Here is a 16,283-nt window from a genome sequence, read left to right as displayed (position 1 = left end):
CAGCATGGCTTTACCTCCAGTGTTCCGTGGTCATACCACCAGTGTCGGCACCACCCACCTGAACCCATCTGCAACACCCGGAACCGGAACCGGCCCCACGCAGCGCAAAAACGTGCTGGCGCGCATGGCCACTGCCAGCCGGTCAACGCTGCAGAAAAGCCGCCACTTCGCAGGCGGTCTGTTCAAGGCCCGACCGGGAGATGCCTCGTCAATTCCCCGCAGCGCAGCCGCTGCAAACACCCCGCAGACCGCGCTCGCCCCCCATGCGGCGCCGGCTTCAACAACGGCAGCTGCATCAGCCACGCCACAAGCGAACGCGCCCGTGCCGCCAACCGGCCCGACACCCAGCGCTCCGACGGCAGCCCAGCCACCAGCCAACGCCCTGACACCCCGGCTGAGCATGGCGCTGCACAATCAACGACTGACCTTTGGCGGCACCGACCAGCCCACCCCCACCGAGCGGTTGCTCGAAGGCATTTTGAGCAAACACGATCAGCGTTATCAGGACCTCGCGCCGCTCAATCAGGACGCGCAGAAAGCCGAGTACCTGATGGTCGACAGCCAGAACCGGCTGCTCCACGCCCATGCCAGCGATATCGCCATTTCACTGTTCAAGAGCAGTGAGAACCGCGTCGCATCCGCCAGCGACGGCAAGAAAATGGCGATGCCCACCGATGCCCATCGCGCGCAGATCACCGGCGTGCACAAGGACGCGAACAACACCGCCTGGCGTATTCACGAAAATAAGTTGTACGCGTTGCATGGGGGCCAATGGCAGGAGAACACCCAGGGAGCAACGCTGAAAACCTTGCACAACATTGGCGGCGGCAACCTGTTCGGGCTCAACGACGGAGGCAAGGTGTACGAGCTGAGTGATCTGACCAAGCCGCTGGATTTCACAGAAAAGGTCACGGCCCTCGGACGCTCCACCGCCGGTGCACTGATGGCGCTTAGCGAAAACGCCTCAGGCAACCAGTTACTCCAACTGCGCAACGGGCTTGGCGCCGACCGCCATGATGCGTTCCCGCTCATTACCCCCACCGGCACGGATAACGATGCGGCCATGAAAGCCAAATCCGTGGCGCTCATCGGTGATCGTCTGCTGGCGACGACAGCCTCGGGCGAACTCCTGGAGGCGCATTTGCCGACCGCTGAAGCGCAACAAAACAACCTCCTCGTGAATGAGCTCACACTGCAGAAAGTGCGCCCCTCGCCCGCCCTGCAGACGGCCTTTGGTCACCACACCGTCAGCGGCTTTTTTCATGACGAAAAAAACCTGCTGCACGCCACCGTCAAGGACCAGCAAGGCGTAGAGCACAGCGCATCGTGGGATCAGGCAAAACAGGACTTCGTGCCTGGCTGGGTCATGGCGCCGCTGGTCATGGATCGTCAGCACGGCTTGCCCGTCCTGACCCCTGACGCCGCCACGCAGATTCAGCTGCCGCGCGGCAAAATCGCCCTCTACGAGCAGAAGCGCTCATCGCGGGTCCAGGCACCGCGCGGCGAATACGTCCGTCCTCTCGACAAGCGGTTAGTGCACAACCCGCCCGTTGAAGAATTGAAAGAAACCATCGAAAAGACGCTGTTGGTGCAAGACCCGCGCACCGACGAATGGAAGAAGACCAGCGAAAAGGACATCAAAGCGCTGCAGGCTGGCCAGGACGGCTTCGCTTACCTCATCGACAAGGATGGCAAGCTCAAACAGCTGAAAGTGGCGCCCCAGGCCGCCGCCCATGAAATGGGGCGCGGCGCCGACCTGGCCCTGCAAGGTCGCGGGACTGAAGCCAAGGGCACCGCCCTGCGCGGTGCCGAGGGTGTGGTCGCCGACAAACTGGCCGTGCAGAACGATCAGAACTTCATGACCCTCAGCGGCGGCAAACTGCGCCTCCACGACCAGAACGGTGAACGCGCGGTGCTGCCACAGCCACCCGGCACGGGCGATATCCAGGCGATCAGCACCGGCGGCAAGCACTGGTTCGCCCTGCGCGGCGGCGCAGTGTTCCAGCTGAGCGGCGACGAGGCCAACGCTCGAAGGCTCAATCCTCAGCGGACCTGGCAAGCGGTTCAGGGCCCGACCACCCCACCGGGGACCGTTCTTCAGGACCTGCGCCCCAATCACGATGGACGTTTGCTGGCCACCACCAGCGCCGGAGAATTCGTCAAAACCGCAACCGGGTGGGAAGCCGCCACACCCGCACCGGCGCGCCCGAGCAATGACCACGCGGCCTTCAATCGGCTGGCGGCGGCCGAGCCGGAAACCCTGCGCAGAGGCTCGGCCAAGGTCACCGTCAACGTGATGGGCAGTAACAACATCGAGAGCATGAAGGCCAAGCAGTACGCCCCTGCCTCCCTCCGGCAGAATTACCTTACCTCCCATCTTTCGCTGACCGGCGCGGTAAAAGTGCCTGCCGACAGCCTCCAGCACGCCTGGAAAGGCCGCGAAGGCCTGAAGCCGATCTACACCGAAGAAACCGCGCTGCTGCGCGAGCTGAGCACCCGCGCGGCTGCGGCGACTGGCGCGGCGACCGGCACACCGCCGCGACCCATGGCTGCGCGTATCAATGAGCTGGCGCCTCGCCTGTCACCTGAATCGAGCGAGCTGGCGGAGCTGTTCAACTGGTTCCAGACCAGCGTCACCGAAGACCTGCAGAAGACGCTGCGCGAACTGGCCCAGGACGAAGGCGCGTTGCTGAAAAATGGCGCGATCAATCCGGCCTTCCAGGGCAAGCCGCGCAACAATGACATGCTGCCGCAAGTGGCCAGCGTCCTTCGTGACAGCGGCATCGACAACGCTCACGAACTGGGGAAACTGCTCACCAAGCTGAAGAACGCGCATTTCACGCTGGAGCGGCGCAACACCCAATCGCCGCTGGATGGCTCTCGCACCCAAGGCGATAACCAGGCCCTGCTGCGCGCTCGCCTGGCGCTGGACGTCAAGGTGCTCAACGACATCAGCGCCGCCCTCGACGGGTTCGCCAATGAAGTGAAGAAACCGGGGGCGAAGGATTTCGACACCATCGCCACAGCGCTGGCCACCTTGCACAACGACGCCTACGAAGGCAGCCCGGTGAAGCGCTACACCGATGCCGGCTTCCGTGACCATGCCTCCCTCGAAGCCAGTTACGACGCCACCAAGAACCTGCTCAAGCACTTGCGCAAGGACAACCACCCGCTCAAGCGCAACGTGCTGCAAGGGCTGCAGACCCCTGCCGGCCCGAATAACGCCGCTGTCATGCTCGCCCTGACCGAGGCGCTCCAGAATCTGGAGCCTCGAGAAAGCCTCAAGCTGAACCGCAATTACGGCGGCGGCGTCACCGGCGGCGTCGCGGGGCCGGCCGAGCCCGCGTTCCTGGGTTTTCGCGGCAATATCGATCCAGAGCGGACCTACGGCCTGACCTTCACCCGATTCGACCGCGGCCTGAAGGTGTCGATGAGTCGCGAAGGCGCGATCAGCGGCACAGGAAGCTTCGGTTTTGGTGGCGGCAAAAGTGACACCAAAACCACGCCCGGCGACAGCCACGCCAACCTCCAGACCAACGGCGGCTGGTTCGGCGGCAGCCTGGACGCCAAGTACAAGTATGCCAACAGCACGGCGCTGAGCTTTTTCATTCGCGACGACGAAATCGATGATTTCATGATTGACCTGATGCAGACGCAACTGGCCAGCAGCAAGCGTCCGGCGCAGGGAGGCCTCAAACCCATGGCGTTGATGGATCGCGGCGTCGAGAAGGAAGTGCGCACCACGGGCAAGCACGCGTTCGACCTGGATGCCGGGGTCAACCTTGAATCCCGGACCAACAAGGGCCGCACCGATGCCGAACCCGTTGCCGGCTTCATGCGCTTCGGCGCCGGCCTGCTGGGAACCGTGTCATTGCTCAGCGCCGAACGGGAACGCACTGAGGGCCACGGCAGCGACGGCCTGCACGCCGACGTCTATAGCAGCAACCGCGCGCGCTTCCTCGAAAAAGGCTCGGTGACCGGCTACGCGCGGATGTTCAGCACTGTCTTTACGTCGCGCCCCAGCAACCTGTTCGTGGCCGGCGGCGCACCCTTGGGGGTCAGCGCGACACTGGCGTTCGACAACAAGACCGGCAAGAGCTACGACGTGCGCTTCAAGCACGCCCTGCCGCTGCGAACCGCCGACGTCAAAACCCTGGGTGACACACTGGAGAAGGCCTTCCCCGGCATGAGCAAGAATCCGTCGCCCGCCGGCAAGGCTCCTGAGAAGGTGCTGCAGGACCTCAAGAACAAATACCTGAAGGCCACGTCAGACGAGAACGACGCGCAATACGCCGCGCGCCAGAGCCTGCGCCAGCTCGACCGGCAGAACACCGCTGCCAGCCAGGGCTCCAGCCTGATGTCGCTGATGGACATGGTGGTCAAACACAACAACGTCAACCGGCTGGATCAGGCCGCGCCCTCCAAGCGGCAGATCGACCGCGTCAAACAGATGCTCGGCCGTGACTGCAACCCGGGCAACGCCGAGCGGATTCACGAAATGATGAGCGCCGACCCGCAGCTCAAAGGCCTGCTCGATGCGATGAAGGACAGCAAGGGCACCACTCGCGCCGAAATCAAGCTTGAGGTCCGTGACGACGTCAAAGAACGCATCGAGGATGGCGCATTGAGTGGACGGCTGACCGACGCGATGCTCAAGGACATACTCGGCGACAAGAACAATCTGCGCATCAAGAGCATCGCGGTCTTCAGGACCGCCGCGAAAGAAGACGCGTTCGGCACGCCGTTCCCCTTTGTCAGCTTCAAGAGCGGCAGCGCGCTGAGCATCGAACGCCTCATGGGCGAAGTCACCTTCGACTACGGCCCTGACCAGAGGAACCCGAAAAAGGCCACCGCCGACGGCGCCATCGCCGACCGTGGCGACTCGCAGCCCGCCCACGAGCTGGGCCAGGCCGGCAATGGCGCTTTCCGGCCGCGCTAGGCCGCCGCGCCCGCCCCTCTATTGATCGAATCGAAACCCCGGACAGGACACCGCAAATGATGAACACAACGACACACGCAGACGCCTGCATTCAGGCACTGGGCAAACGACTGGGCACCGCCTTGCAACTCGAAAACGGCGTGTGCGCGCTGTTCGATGAGGGCCGCGAAGTGGTGATCATCGAGGTACCGACGGCGGGCGACGTCGCGATTCTGCATTGCAAACTGTCGCTGCGCCCCGACCCGAGCCTGTATGAGCGGCTGATGCGGCTCAACTTCGACAGCGGCGCCATGAGTGGCTGCTGGCTGGCCCTGGATGAGCAACAGGCGGTTCGCCTGTGCACGCAACTGCCGCTCAAGGCACTGGACGAGATGACCTTCGTGGACTGGGTGCAAGGGTTCGTGCTGCAGACCCGTGACGTTGCCGGTCTGCTGCAGCAGCGCGCGGCATCACCGGCAAAAGCACCGATGCACGCGCAGGGACAGGGCGGCCTGTCGCGGCGGATCGGCTGACCTCGCGCCAGCCCACCGACGCGGCCACGGGAAATCGGGGCGGTGACGCTTTCAGGGCCGGGCATGGCGCTTTCAAACTTGCCGGAATGCCATCTCTCGACGATTCTCTATGCACGGCCGAATTGGCCGTGCTCACAAGAAACGCGCCGGAGAGGCCAGCATGACGACCGTAGCCGAACTACTGAAGTTGAAAGACCCGCACCACGCTGACGTCCACACCGTCGGGCCCGGGGAGATGGTCCTCGAGGCGATCAAGCTGATGTCCGAAAAGAACATCGGTGCTGTCCCGGTGGTGCGCGACGGCAAGGTGGTCGGCATCGTCAGCGAGCGGGATTACGCCCGCAAGATGGAGCTCAAGGGCCGCGCTTCGGCCGGGACCCCGGTCAGCGACATCATGACCCACGACGTACAGACCGTGGGCTCGCAGCACACGGTCGAGCACTGCATGAACATCATGACCGACCGCCGGCTGCGCCATTTGCCGGTGGTGGACGAAGGCCGACTGATCGGTTTGCTGTCCATCGGCGACCTGGTCAAGGCGGCCATTGCCGAACAGGCCAGGCTGATCGAGAAAATGCAGGAATACATTCGCGGCGAAAGTTACTGAGCCCAGACACCTTCTGCGCCCCACAAAAAAGCCGGCGCTTCTTGGGCTCCGGCTTTGCTTTGCGCGAGTGAATGGATCGCCGGTTAGCGAACCTGGAAGCGATCGATCATCGCCACCAGCCGCTCGTTGGACGCCATCAGCGCCTCGACGCTGGTGTCGGTCTGCTGACCACAGCCCACCAGTTCACCGACCATGTGCCGAATGGCGATCATGTTCTGGTTGATCTCCTCGGTCACCGCGCTCTGCTCCTCTGCCGCCGTTGCAATGTGCGCGCTCAGGTCATGGATGCGCAGCACCGAACCGGCCATCCCGTCCAGGCCTTCGTTGACGCGGGACGTACGGTCGGCCGTCGACTGGCAACTGACCTTGGTTTTCTCCATCGCGCCCACCGCAGTGCTCACGCCCTGTTCCAGCCGCGCGAGCATCTCGTTGATCTCCGATGTGCTCTGCTGGGTACGACCGGCCAGCGCCCGCACTTCGTCGGCCACCACCGCAAAGCCTCGGCCCTGCTCACCCGCCCGCGCCGCTTCGATGGCCGCGTTCAGCGCCAGCAGGTTGGTTTGCTGGGCGATGCCGCCGATGACACCGAGCACATCGGTGATGCGTTTGGCATCGACCTGCATTTCCTGAACGTACTTCGTCGCTTCTTCGACCTCGGCCACCAGCGCCCGCACGCTGACCGACGCTTCGTCGACGACGTCCCGGGAGCGCTGCGCGGCATCGTTCGCCGATTGAGTAAAGCTCGCCGTCTGCGTAGCGTTCTCGGCGACGCTGTCGGCGGTGGCGCTCATCTCGTTGATCGCGGTCACCGCCTGGTCGGTTTCCGAGGCGTGGCGGTTGAGGATCTGGTTGATGTTGCGCGACTGATCCTGCAATTGCACCAGCCCGGCAGAGATCTGCTCGGTGCCGCTGCGCACCTCGACAATCATCGCTTGCTGGAAGGCGATGAACTTGTTGACCGAGTGGCCGACAGCGTCCAGTTCATCCTCGCCCTTGATCGGAATGCGACGGGTCAGGTCGGCCTCACCCGAAGACAGCGCGTCGATGTTGGTGCGCAGAACGGTCAGCCGTGCCAGCAAGCGATGGAAGGCAAAGCCCAGCACCACCAGCAACAGAATGACCAGGGGAATCTGCAGCCAGCCCAGGGTCTTCAGCACTTCGGTGCTGCTGGCGGTGAGCATGGCGGTTGGCAACGAGGTGGCGATCATCCAAGGCGTGCCCACCACAGGGCGCAGGAAGAAGGTCAGGTCACCCAGTTGCGGGTCGATGTATTCCCGGGAATACACAGCGTCGCCAGAGACCTTGCCCAGACCGTCCTGAATGGCCTTGGCGAACATCGACTGGCCGCTGAAGCCTGCGACGTTCTTGAGGATGATTTCGCCGGGAATGCGGCTCTGGTTGGTCAGGATCTTGCCGTCGCGCTCGACGATCATCACCTGACCCTGAATGTCTTTTTCCTTGTCCTGGATCAGGCCGTTGAAGAAGCCCAGGGTGACGTCGATGGTCGAAACGCCGTAGAGCGCGCCATCTTTGTAGATGCCCATCGCGCAGTTGGTGCGCGGTTGCGGGCTGGCTTCGTCCTGATAGGCCGCCGCCCAGGCGCATTTGCCCTTGGGTGCGTTCTGCCCGGCGCGGTGCCATGGCTGTTCCCAGTAGTTGGGCGCAGGGTCGGAGTTCCAGAACGTGCTCACCACCAGCTGGCCACTGCCGTCACGGTGGAAAAACGAGCTGTGTTTGTTGCGCCCCGGGGTGCGCTTGTCCGGCATCGGCCAGACGCCGCCGCCGAAGACTTTCTGATCGCCGTACTGATCGACCAGGCCTGGCAGCACAGTGTCGATGCCATCGCTGTCCAGCAGCGGAACCGCCTGGGTGATCGCCCGGGACTGAGCCTCTACGCGCGCCAGGTCCGACAGAATTCGCGTGCCGATCTGGTCCACCTGGCTCAGCACCACTTTTTCCTGGGTCTCTCGCACCTTGGGCGTGACGAAATGTACGATGCCCTGCTCGGTGATCACTGCGATGACCACAATCAAGGTCACAAATATGACCGTATAGCGCGCCTGCACTGTTTTAAACATCGTCGACCCCATGCCATGAATTTTATAGTTGTTTTTTGCAGACTCCTGAGGAGCTATCGACCGCAAGCCGACAAGGATGAGGGATAGCGCAAAGGTTTTTTCCGGCACAGCGGGGCGTCATTGCACCGGAAGGAAATTCAGGAACAGCAGGCTCTGGGCGTAATTCAAACCGATGCGTCTATATCGCTCGTCGAGCATCTGGGTGAGCAGGTCCAGGCGCGCCACAATCTTGCCGAACTCGGTGGCGAAACTGAGGTTGCTGCCCTCCTCCGAAATCTCGTTGGAGAACAACAGCAGCTCGCCATTGGCGTTCTGCCGCTGGCTCAGCAGCCAGGTGGCCTTTTCGATATTGCGCGCAGCATTGTTGACGAACGTCGGGTTGATCTGGTCGGTCATGAAGAATTCGAGGCGCCCGCCGTGGGCCGTGACCAGCATGCTGCCGATGGCATAAATGAATGCGCCGACGCGATCGCCAAGGAATTCAGGGCTCAGGGCGTAGCTCAGCGCTGCCAGGTCACGTCGCGTGCCCAACTGCGGCAACGGCTTCTTCTGCTCGATGGCCTGCCGCACGTTGCTTTCGGCCGCCGCGGCATCGACGAAGCCGGACTTGCGCCACTCCCCAGGGTTGCGCAGGTAGAGTTTGTTCATCAGCAGGTAAAGGCTGTCGAGGTTGTCGGCCATCGCCAGCGTCGCCATACGGTCTACGCTGGTCTGGAAGAACTCCTGGGGCCGCGTCTCGCTGAACTGCGTGGCGACATCCTGGCCGTCCTGGCGCGTACACCCGGCAGAACCGAGCCCAAGCATGCACAGGGCAAACAGCGGGCGCAGGCGTCGGCAAACGGATAAAACAGAAAACACGGCGAGCATCAATCCCAAGCTTTAACCAACGGGACGCCGCGTCTATCGCCGCGTCCTGGCCATGGTCAGAACGGCCCACGGCGAAAAAGTGCAATATCGGCGGCAAATTCGCAGCGCGTCCAGGGCGATTGGGCCGCCATGTGAGCTTTCATGCAAATGATTCCCTCATCCATTTGACGCAGCCCTTCGCTTTCACCAAGCTAGCCGCCTTCGCATGATTTTCAGGAAACACCCCGCGTGATGACCACAAGCCTGCACTGGCGCCGTTTCGTATTCTGCCTCGCCCCACTGATCGCCCTGCTCGCTGCCTGCGACGGCGGCGCGCCGAAGACCAAGCCCTCCGAAGCGACGACCTACGTCAGCGTCGAGTGGGACAAACTGCCGGCGGTGAACGACACCGACCTGATGGCGGGTTACAACAGTTGGTTTTCGGCGTGCAAACGCCTGGCCAAGGACCCGGTCTGGGGCGGCACATGCGCCCTCGCCGCCCAAGTGCCGCAGAATCCTGCGGCGGTGCGCGACTTTCTCAAGAATCAGCTGCAGGTCTACAGCCTGCGCTCCTCCGAGCACGGCGCCAACGGGCTGATCACCGGCTATTACGAGCCGATCTATAAAGGCAGCGAGCAGCGCAATGACGCGCACCCGGTGGCGGTGTATGGCGTGCCCGATGACCTGATCATCGTCAATCTCGACAGTATCTATCCCGAGCTCAAGGGCAAGCGCCTGCGCGGGCGCCTGGATGGCCGAGTGCTGCGTCCCTATGACGACGCCGCCACCATTGGCACCAAAGGCGCCAGTGCCCCCGTGCTGGCCTGGCTGGAAAACCCCATCGACCTGCAGTTCCTGCAGATCCAGGGATCGGGTCGGGTTCAGCTGGAAAGCGGCCGTCAGCTGCGCATCGCCTACGCCGATCAGAATGGCTACCCGTACAAGCCGATTGGCCGCTGGCTGGTGGAGCAAGGCCAATTGACCAAGGACGAAGTGTCCATGGGCCGCATCCGCGACTGGGCGATTGCGCACCCCGAACGCGTCAATGAACTGCTGGGCAGCAACCCGAGCTACGTGTTCTTCACCCTGCGCCCGGACAGCACCGAAGGCCCGCGCGGTTCGCTGAATGTGCCGCTGACCGCCGGCTACAGCGTGGCGATCGATCGCAAGGTGATCCCCCTCGGCAGCCTGTTGTGGCTGTCCTCGACCCGCCCCGACGGCACGCCGCTGGTGCGCCCGGTGGCGGCGCAGGACACCGGCGGCGCCATTGCCGGCGAAGTCCGCGCCGACATGTTCTGGGGTACCGGTGACGCGGCGGGCGAACTGGCCGGCAACATGAAGCAGCAAGGCCAGATCTGGATGCTGTGGCCCAAGGGCGCCGCCCTGCCCGATGCCAAACCCAAGGACTGATCGAACTGAACCGCCGACTGATGCGCCAACCGCGTCAGCCGGCGTCACTTCAGGGTTGAGTCATTCCCGGGTTGAACTGAAATCGGTTTCAAGTATCACAGCATGCTTCTTCCCGGAAACCCTTCTCGATCCCCCATGAATACCTCCCACACCCCGCATGATTTCAACATGGGCTGGCTGCTGTTCGCCCTCGCCATGGGCGCCTTCGCCATCGGCACGACCGAATTCGCCTCAATGACCCTGCTGCCGTTCATTGCCGGTGACTTTCAGGTCACCCAGCCGCTGGCCGGGCATGCAATCAGTGCTTACGCCCTGGGCGTGGTCATCGGCTCGCCAGTGACCATGGTCCTGGGCGTCAGACTGCCCCGCCGGGCCTTGCTGGTGGCCCTCGCCGCTTTCATCGGAATCGCCAACGCGTTGAGCGCCGTCGCCCCTTCGCTGCCATGGCTGGTGTTTTTCCGCTTTCTCAGCGGTTTCCCCCATGGCGCCTACTTTGGCGTGGCGATGCTGCTGGCCGCGTCCCTGGTGCCGAAGAATCGCCGTGCTCAAGCGGTCTCCCGCGTGTTCATGGGGCTGACCATCGCCACCATCATCGGCGTGCCGTTCGCCACCTGGATCGGCCAGACCATCGGCTGGCGCTGGGGCATGGCCATCGTCGCCGGCCTCGCCGCGATCACCGCGGTGCTGATTCGCTGCCTTGCGCCCGCTTCCCCTGCGGATACCGACGCCAGCCCGTTGCGTGAACTTAACGCACTGCGCTCGCGGCAGGTGTGGCTGACACTGGGCATCGCCGGCATCGGCTTCGGCGGGATCTTCTGCGTGTACACCTATCTGGCGGCCACGCTGATCGAGGTCACCCACGCTTCGGCTTTCATGATTCCGGTGGTGATGGCGGTGTTCGGCCTGGGCACCACGGTGGGCAACCTGATCTGTGGCTGGGCCGCCGACCGCGCCACGATGCTCGCCGCTGGCGTCTCGCTGGGCTTCACTGCGCTGGTGCTGGCGTTGTACCCCTCGGCCACCGACAACCTCTGGCTGCTCATTCCGCTGGTGTTTTTCATCGGTTGCGGCGTCGGCCTGGCGGCGATCCTGCAAACACGCCTGATGGACGTTGCGCCCCATGCGCAATCCCTGGCGGGTGCGCTGGTGCAAAGCGCGTTCAACGTCGCCAACGCCATCGGCCCGTTGGTGGGCGGCGTGGTCATTGCGGCGGGCTACGGTCTGCCGGCCACGGGCTATGCCGCAGCGGCATTGACGCTGGGCGGTCTGGGCATGTGGTATTGGGCGCTCATGGATGCGCGGCAGGCGGATCGCCGTTTTGCACGGCAAGCCTCAGGGTCGGTCTGAAACGGGTAGCTGTTTGATACGAGGTTGATCCGAGCTTCGCCCCGGCACTGCACCTGGGCGAGCTCTCGACCTGTCACGCGTTGGGGTCAGCCTCATCGGGCGACGGGAACAACGTATCGACCTTGTGCTTGCTTGAAGTGCGGACCGGCGCCATGGCAGCGGACTCCGCCAGGCGTGTGGCCATTTCCCAATGACGGGACTCCTGCCCTTCAGGCTTGCCTTCGGTCTCCCAGATCAACTGGGCCAACTGACGAACAGTTTCTTCGTCGACATTCATGCGTATCCCCCATTTATGCTTTCGCAAGACATTGGCCGGCGCCAGAGCGGTGCCGAATCCATCGTCAGCTACGGTACCCGCCATGAACAGTACCAGCCGATAACGAGGGTAAATGACGGGCGTGCACGCGCCGGCGAACGCAAGCCGGCCGCTGGTCGGACTTAACGGATCCACCGGAAATCGACGGCGAACCACGATGGCCCCCTCAATCCCTGTTGCGTTTGAGCAACAGGCTGGCCGCCAGGCCCAGGCCCGCTGCAACACCGACGGCCGCCCACGGATGGGTGGTGACGTAGGATTTCGCGTTACCCACCGCACGGGTCAGCGCAGGCTGGGCGTCCATTTCGATTTCCGTGACCGCGCTGGTGCCTCGGGCCAGAAAATCCTTCAGCCGCTCACGGGCCTGAGTAGTGCGGTCCTCATTCAAGGCATCCCCTGCCGCCAGCAAGGCATTGGTCTCGTCGAGAAAAGTGTTCAGCTCGGAACGGGTTTTCTGATAAAGATCGTCACGCAGTTTTTCGGTGATATCGCTTGCCATAATATTTTGCCTCCTGGGTGTGAGAAAGGTTGACTGAAACGCCAATCGATTCGTTCCAGCCAGTTTGAAAAAACCCCTCCATGCGGCGCGGCACGTGATCAAGCACCGCTGGCCGCGCAGACCGGACAGGGACTCAACAGCCGTATGACGCGTTCAAAAGGGAATCCATGAAAGTAGTGCCGATCCTTGAGCTGCCCGTCGAGCAGCAAGCCCGTGTGCGGCAACTGCGCAATCAGCCCGACGTGCGCAAGTTCATGTACACGGACCATGAAATCAGCGAAGCCGAGCACCTGAACTGGCTTGAGGCACTGCGCTCAAGCTCCCGGCAGCAGGTCTTTGTCGTTGTACTTGAAGCCGCACCGGTGGGGGTTGTGTCGCTGAGTGCCATCAACCGCACCCACGGCACGGCAGAGTGGGCCTTCTACCTCGACACCACGCTGCAGGGCAAAGGCCTTGGCAGTCAGGTGGAGTTATGGCTGCTCGATCACGCGTTCGGTGCCGCAGGGCTGGAGAAACTCAACTGCGAAGTGCTCGAGATCAACCCGGCGGTGATCAAGATGCATCAGAAATTCGGCTTCGTGGTTGAGGGAGTAAGGCGGGAGCACATCGTGCGCGATGGCAAGCGGATCGGCGCGGTGCTGCTGGGTATCACCAAACGTGAGTGGCAGGCGCAGCGGCCCAGGGTGCTGGCCGCGGTGGAACGAATTGCGGGGCGTCGTTAGCGCAGCGTGCAGAGGTGCGCGCCCATGCTGAGCCTGATGCGGGCGGTACTGTTCGCAGATCAGGCGATGTTCAACAGCCGAACCGCCGGGCGTTCATCGGCTTTGCAGTACAAATAATCGCGCCATTTTCTAAAGGCGCTCTGCTGCCGGACGAAAGCCTCTTCCCATTGCACGCCGCCGATGTGCTCGACGGGGATAGACATCATCTGCTCGGTCGCCTGATCCAGCTCGCTGATCAGGTCGAGTGCGTTGGGAATGTCGTGGATCTGAGGTCTCATCCGGGGCACCTTATTTTTTGATTAATGAATGGAGTGCCCAACCCCTTGATAGTGCGCGCGTTCCGACGAGTGGCTATTTTGTGTAATAAACAGTTCGAGCTGTAAGAAAAACCCCACACAATGGTGGGGTCTGATGAAACCGGACAGGTTTAGCGGTTGCCCGAAGAGGACGCTTCGTCTTCATCGACCGGAGGATTGTCAGGAATCTCCATGTCATCCAGCCCCTTGTTTCGGGCTTCGGTTGCCGCGTCTTCACCCTGCCGGGCTGACTCGGTATCCGCGTGGGTGTCGGGATAAATCTCTTCTTCGCTGCCCGGCTCGGCAGGACCCTGATACGCGTTATCCGGCCCGTTGTCTTCGATACCCATGATGACCTCCAGTACGAGTCGCAGGAAATCTGCGCTTACAGGACAGAGGTGCATCAGGAAGGATTAGTGCCCGGTGGAAGATGAATGGCGCGTGGACACTGAGCGACGCACTGAATGCTGCGCACAAAAAAACCGCCGAAGCGGTTTCTTTTGTACAGCCGACACCGGTGGTGTCAGACCTTGAAGCGAGCCACCATGTTCTGCAGGGTGTTGCCCAGGCGTGCCAGTTCCAATGTCGAGGCAGCGCTCTGCTCCGTCGCGGTGGCGGACTGGTCGGCGACGTCACGCACACTGATGACGCTGCGATTGATTTCGTCGGTCACCGCGCTCTGCTCCTCAGCCGCGGCCGAGATTTGCTGGCTCATCTGCTCAATCGTGCCAATGGAATGCGTAATCTCTACGAGCGCTTGCTCGGCCTGACGCGCCAGCTCGACGGTGCCCTCTGTCCGCCGCATGCTGGCGTCCATCAAGCTCGACGCCTCCACGGTGCCGTGCTGGAGGGCCTGGATCAGCGCTTCGATTTCAGTGGTCGAGCTCTGTGTGCGCTGGGCCAGTGACCGGACCTCGTCGGCCACCACCGCAAAACCGCGACCCTGTTCGCCGGCACGTGCAGCTTCGATGGCGGCGTTGAGTGCGAGCAGATTGGTCTGCTCGGCAACGGCTTTGATCACGTCGATGACACTGCCGATCTTGTCGCTGTCATGGGTCAGGCGCTGCATCGCCACGCCCAACTGCCCGACTTCTCCAGACAGCTGACTGATTTCCCTCGTTGCATGCTGCACGACGGTGCTGCCATGGACCGCGCGCTCGGTGGCTTGCCGGGCTGCACGCGAAGCGTCCTCGGTGTTTTGCGCAACCTCCTGCACGGTCGAAGCCATTTCATTCATGGCCGTTGCCACCTGATCCACTTCCAGTTTCTGCTGGGTGACGCCAGCGCTGGTCTGTTCGGTCGCGGCCGACAATTCTTCGGCAGCGGTTGCGATCTGGGTAACACCCTTTCCGATACCGCCAATCAGTTCACGCAAGGAAGACGTCATGTGCTGCATGGTGTTTTGCAGCAGGCCCAGTTCGTCCTTCCGGTTTGTGCCAATGTCGTAGGTCAGGTCGCCATCGGCGATGCGACGGGCAGCGATGACGCTGTCATTCAGTGGACGAGTGATCTGGCGAGTGATCAGTGCCGCGGCGAGAACACCCAGTAACAGCACCACTAACGCGACACTGAACAACTGGATGATCGCATTGCTCTTTTCATTGTTTGCTGCAACCACCTGGGAGGCCATCAAGTCATCGACCCTCTTAAGGGTGTCGGTTGTCAGCTTTTGTAACGCGTCGCGTATCTGGTCATTTTGTTGCAGCATCTGCGAGATGGTCGCCATGTTCTCTTTGTACTGGCGAAGCGCAACAAGCGAGGTATCGACTGCTGCATTTGACTGCGCGGGGAGCTGGCTTCGGGCCGCAGCCACCTGGCTAAGCAGCGCGTCGGCTGTCGCGAAAGTGGCCTGGCGATTGTCTGCGGTAGGAATGCTCAAGTAACGACGGAATACCAGGCGGAAGTTGGTCATACCATTGCGCAGGTCGCCTGCAATTTTTACATGGTCGATACCGGCCTGGTCTGGCGAGTTCGAAGCATCGTCCAGCGTCTTCTGCAGCAAGCTCTCGAAGGTCGCGCTCACTTCATCGGAGACCTTGATCAACGGCTTCATCGCCTCATCGATCTTCTGGTTGTTACTGACCAGCTGATCGAAGGTTTTCTTGAGTTCTGCTGCCTGATTATCGATCGCCTTGAGCATCTCCACGTTTTTGGCGACGGTCAGGATCTGCAAGCCTTTATCGATGGTGCCGTTCAATGACGCAAGGGCTGCGCTATAAGCCTCTGCAGCGCTGGCACTGGGGCTGGCGGCATAAGCTTGCGACGCCACTTTAACGTCGAGCATATCGGCTTTCACTTCGGCGACCCTGGCTGCTTTCTCCAGTCGCTTGATCAGCAGGTCCGCGCTGCCATAACCAATCCCGGTCACCACCAGAACGCCCAGCAGAATGGCACCGAAGCCCAAGCCGAGCTTCTTGCCTACTTTCAAATTATCCAACCAGTTGGATTTCATCGCCTTTAACCTTTGATTTTTTCGTAATGCTCTGTTATCGACTCCTTAGTTGAAAAGTTAATCAAAAGGATCATCGTTAAAACTGATGATTGAGTTCGAATTTATCTATCGATCGAGCTCGGTCGGCCTTGGCCCCAGCGATGCGCCAGCGTCCAAGCTCTGAGTTCGCACGATTTGAAGGGCGTGCTCAACCTCATTCGAATGGTTGATTTTGGCCATACCGGCTCGGGCACCCCGGTGAACATTAGGAGAGATCACA

Annotated in this window: 13 protein-coding genes and 2 pseudogenes; 6 read left to right on the top strand and 9 right to left on the bottom strand. The window is 62.0% G+C overall.

The genetic code is table 11. The features are described from left to right. Positions 1-4 precede the first annotated feature (4 nt). The 3 genes from BBI10_RS21025 to BBI10_RS21015 all read left to right on the top strand — a co-directional run bounded on the left by BBI10_RS21025 (position 5) and on the right by BBI10_RS21015 (position 6,058). On the top strand, positions 5-4,939 hold the full coding sequence (locus BBI10_RS21025; protein ID WP_167355822.1) for an AvrE-family type 3 secretion system effector: 4,935 nt from the start codon (positions 5-7) through the stop codon (positions 4,937-4,939). A gap of 59 nt (positions 4,940-4,998) precedes the next feature. Next, on the top strand, positions 4,999-5,451 hold the full coding sequence (locus tag BBI10_RS21020) for a type III secretion system chaperone (RefSeq protein ID WP_065991740.1): 453 nt from the start codon (positions 4,999-5,001) through the stop codon (positions 5,449-5,451). 160 nt (positions 5,452-5,611) lie between these two features. Further along, entirely contained in the window at positions 5,612-6,058 is a 447-nt protein-coding gene (locus BBI10_RS21015) for a CBS domain-containing protein (protein ID WP_065991548.1), read from the top strand. Positions 6,059-6,141: 83 nt separating this feature from the next. On the opposite strand, the gene BBI10_RS28720 is transcribed toward BBI10_RS21015, so the two are convergent. From BBI10_RS28720 to BBI10_RS21005, 3 genes and pseudogenes are all read right to left on the bottom strand, one after another. Beyond that, positions 6,142-6,987, bottom strand: coding sequence for a methyl-accepting chemotaxis protein (locus tag BBI10_RS28720; protein WP_432213764.1), 846 nt, complete (start codon positions 6,985-6,987; stop codon positions 6,142-6,144). A gap of 27 nt (positions 6,988-7,014) precedes the next feature. Next, positions 7,015-7,824, bottom strand: a pseudogene (locus BBI10_RS28715) (HAMP domain-containing protein); the annotation flags it as partial. Positions 7,825-8,253: 429 nt separating this feature from the next. Then, positions 8,254-8,940 carry a hypothetical protein gene (locus tag BBI10_RS21005; protein ID WP_244160417.1) on the bottom strand — a complete coding sequence of 229 codons (687 nt, stop codon included), beginning with the start codon at positions 8,938-8,940 and terminating at the stop codon, positions 8,254-8,256. Between the two features lie 294 nt (positions 8,941-9,234). Between BBI10_RS21005 and mltA the strand changes: the two genes are divergently transcribed. Both mltA and BBI10_RS20995 read left to right on the top strand, forming a co-directional pair. Continuing rightward, complete coding sequence (gene mltA / locus BBI10_RS21000) at positions 9,235-10,392, top strand: murein transglycosylase A (RefSeq protein WP_065991546.1); 1,158 nt, start codon at positions 9,235-9,237, stop codon at positions 10,390-10,392. A 135-nt stretch (positions 10,393-10,527) separates the two neighbouring features. Then, positions 10,528-11,739: an MFS transporter gene (locus BBI10_RS20995; RefSeq protein ID WP_065991545.1), complete on the top strand. Its 1,212-nt coding sequence runs from the start codon at positions 10,528-10,530 to the stop codon at positions 11,737-11,739. Between the two features lie 73 nt (positions 11,740-11,812). Here the strand turns inward: BBI10_RS20995 and BBI10_RS20990 are convergent, their stop codons facing one another. Both BBI10_RS20990 and BBI10_RS20985 read right to left on the bottom strand, forming a co-directional pair. Then, a complete protein-coding gene (locus tag BBI10_RS20990; RefSeq protein WP_065991738.1) occupies positions 11,813-12,016 on the bottom strand; it encodes a DUF2934 domain-containing protein in 204 nt (67 codons plus the stop codon). Between the two features lie 205 nt (positions 12,017-12,221). Next, on the bottom strand, positions 12,222-12,554 hold the full coding sequence (locus BBI10_RS20985; RefSeq protein ID WP_065991544.1) for a glycine zipper domain-containing protein: 333 nt from the start codon (positions 12,552-12,554) through the stop codon (positions 12,222-12,224). 167 nt (positions 12,555-12,721) lie between these two features. Between BBI10_RS20985 and pseH the strand changes: the two genes are divergently transcribed. Further along, positions 12,722-13,276, top strand: coding sequence for a UDP-4-amino-4,6-dideoxy-N-acetyl-beta-L-altrosamine N-acetyltransferase (gene pseH / locus BBI10_RS20980; RefSeq protein WP_065991543.1), 555 nt, complete (start codon positions 12,722-12,724; stop codon positions 13,274-13,276). 59 nt (positions 13,277-13,335) lie between these two features. Here pseH and BBI10_RS20975 read toward each other — a convergent pair whose 3' ends face one another. From BBI10_RS20975 to BBI10_RS28705, 4 genes and pseudogenes are all read right to left on the bottom strand, one after another. After that, positions 13,336-13,554, bottom strand: coding sequence for a hypothetical protein (locus BBI10_RS20975; protein ID WP_065991542.1), 219 nt, complete (start codon positions 13,552-13,554; stop codon positions 13,336-13,338). Positions 13,555-13,703: 149 nt separating this feature from the next. Continuing rightward, positions 13,704-13,922, bottom strand: coding sequence for a hypothetical protein (locus BBI10_RS20970; RefSeq protein ID WP_065991541.1), 219 nt, complete (start codon positions 13,920-13,922; stop codon positions 13,704-13,706). 173 nt (positions 13,923-14,095) lie between these two features. Beyond that, entirely contained in the window at positions 14,096-14,959 is an 864-nt protein-coding gene (locus BBI10_RS28710; RefSeq protein WP_432213763.1) for a methyl-accepting chemotaxis protein, read from the bottom strand. Further along, a pseudogene (locus BBI10_RS28705) lies at positions 14,951-16,024 on the bottom strand (methyl-accepting chemotaxis protein); the annotation flags it as partial. The gene BBI10_RS28710 and the pseudogene BBI10_RS28705, both read right to left, overlap by 9 nt. Positions 16,025-16,283 lie beyond the last annotated feature (259 nt).

This window comes from Pseudomonas graminis (assembly GCF_001705435.1).
Taxonomy (GTDB): domain Bacteria; phylum Pseudomonadota; class Gammaproteobacteria; order Pseudomonadales; family Pseudomonadaceae; genus Aquipseudomonas; species Aquipseudomonas graminis_B.
Note: the sequence above shows the minus strand (reverse complement) of the source record. Positions and strands in the feature narration are given on the sequence as shown.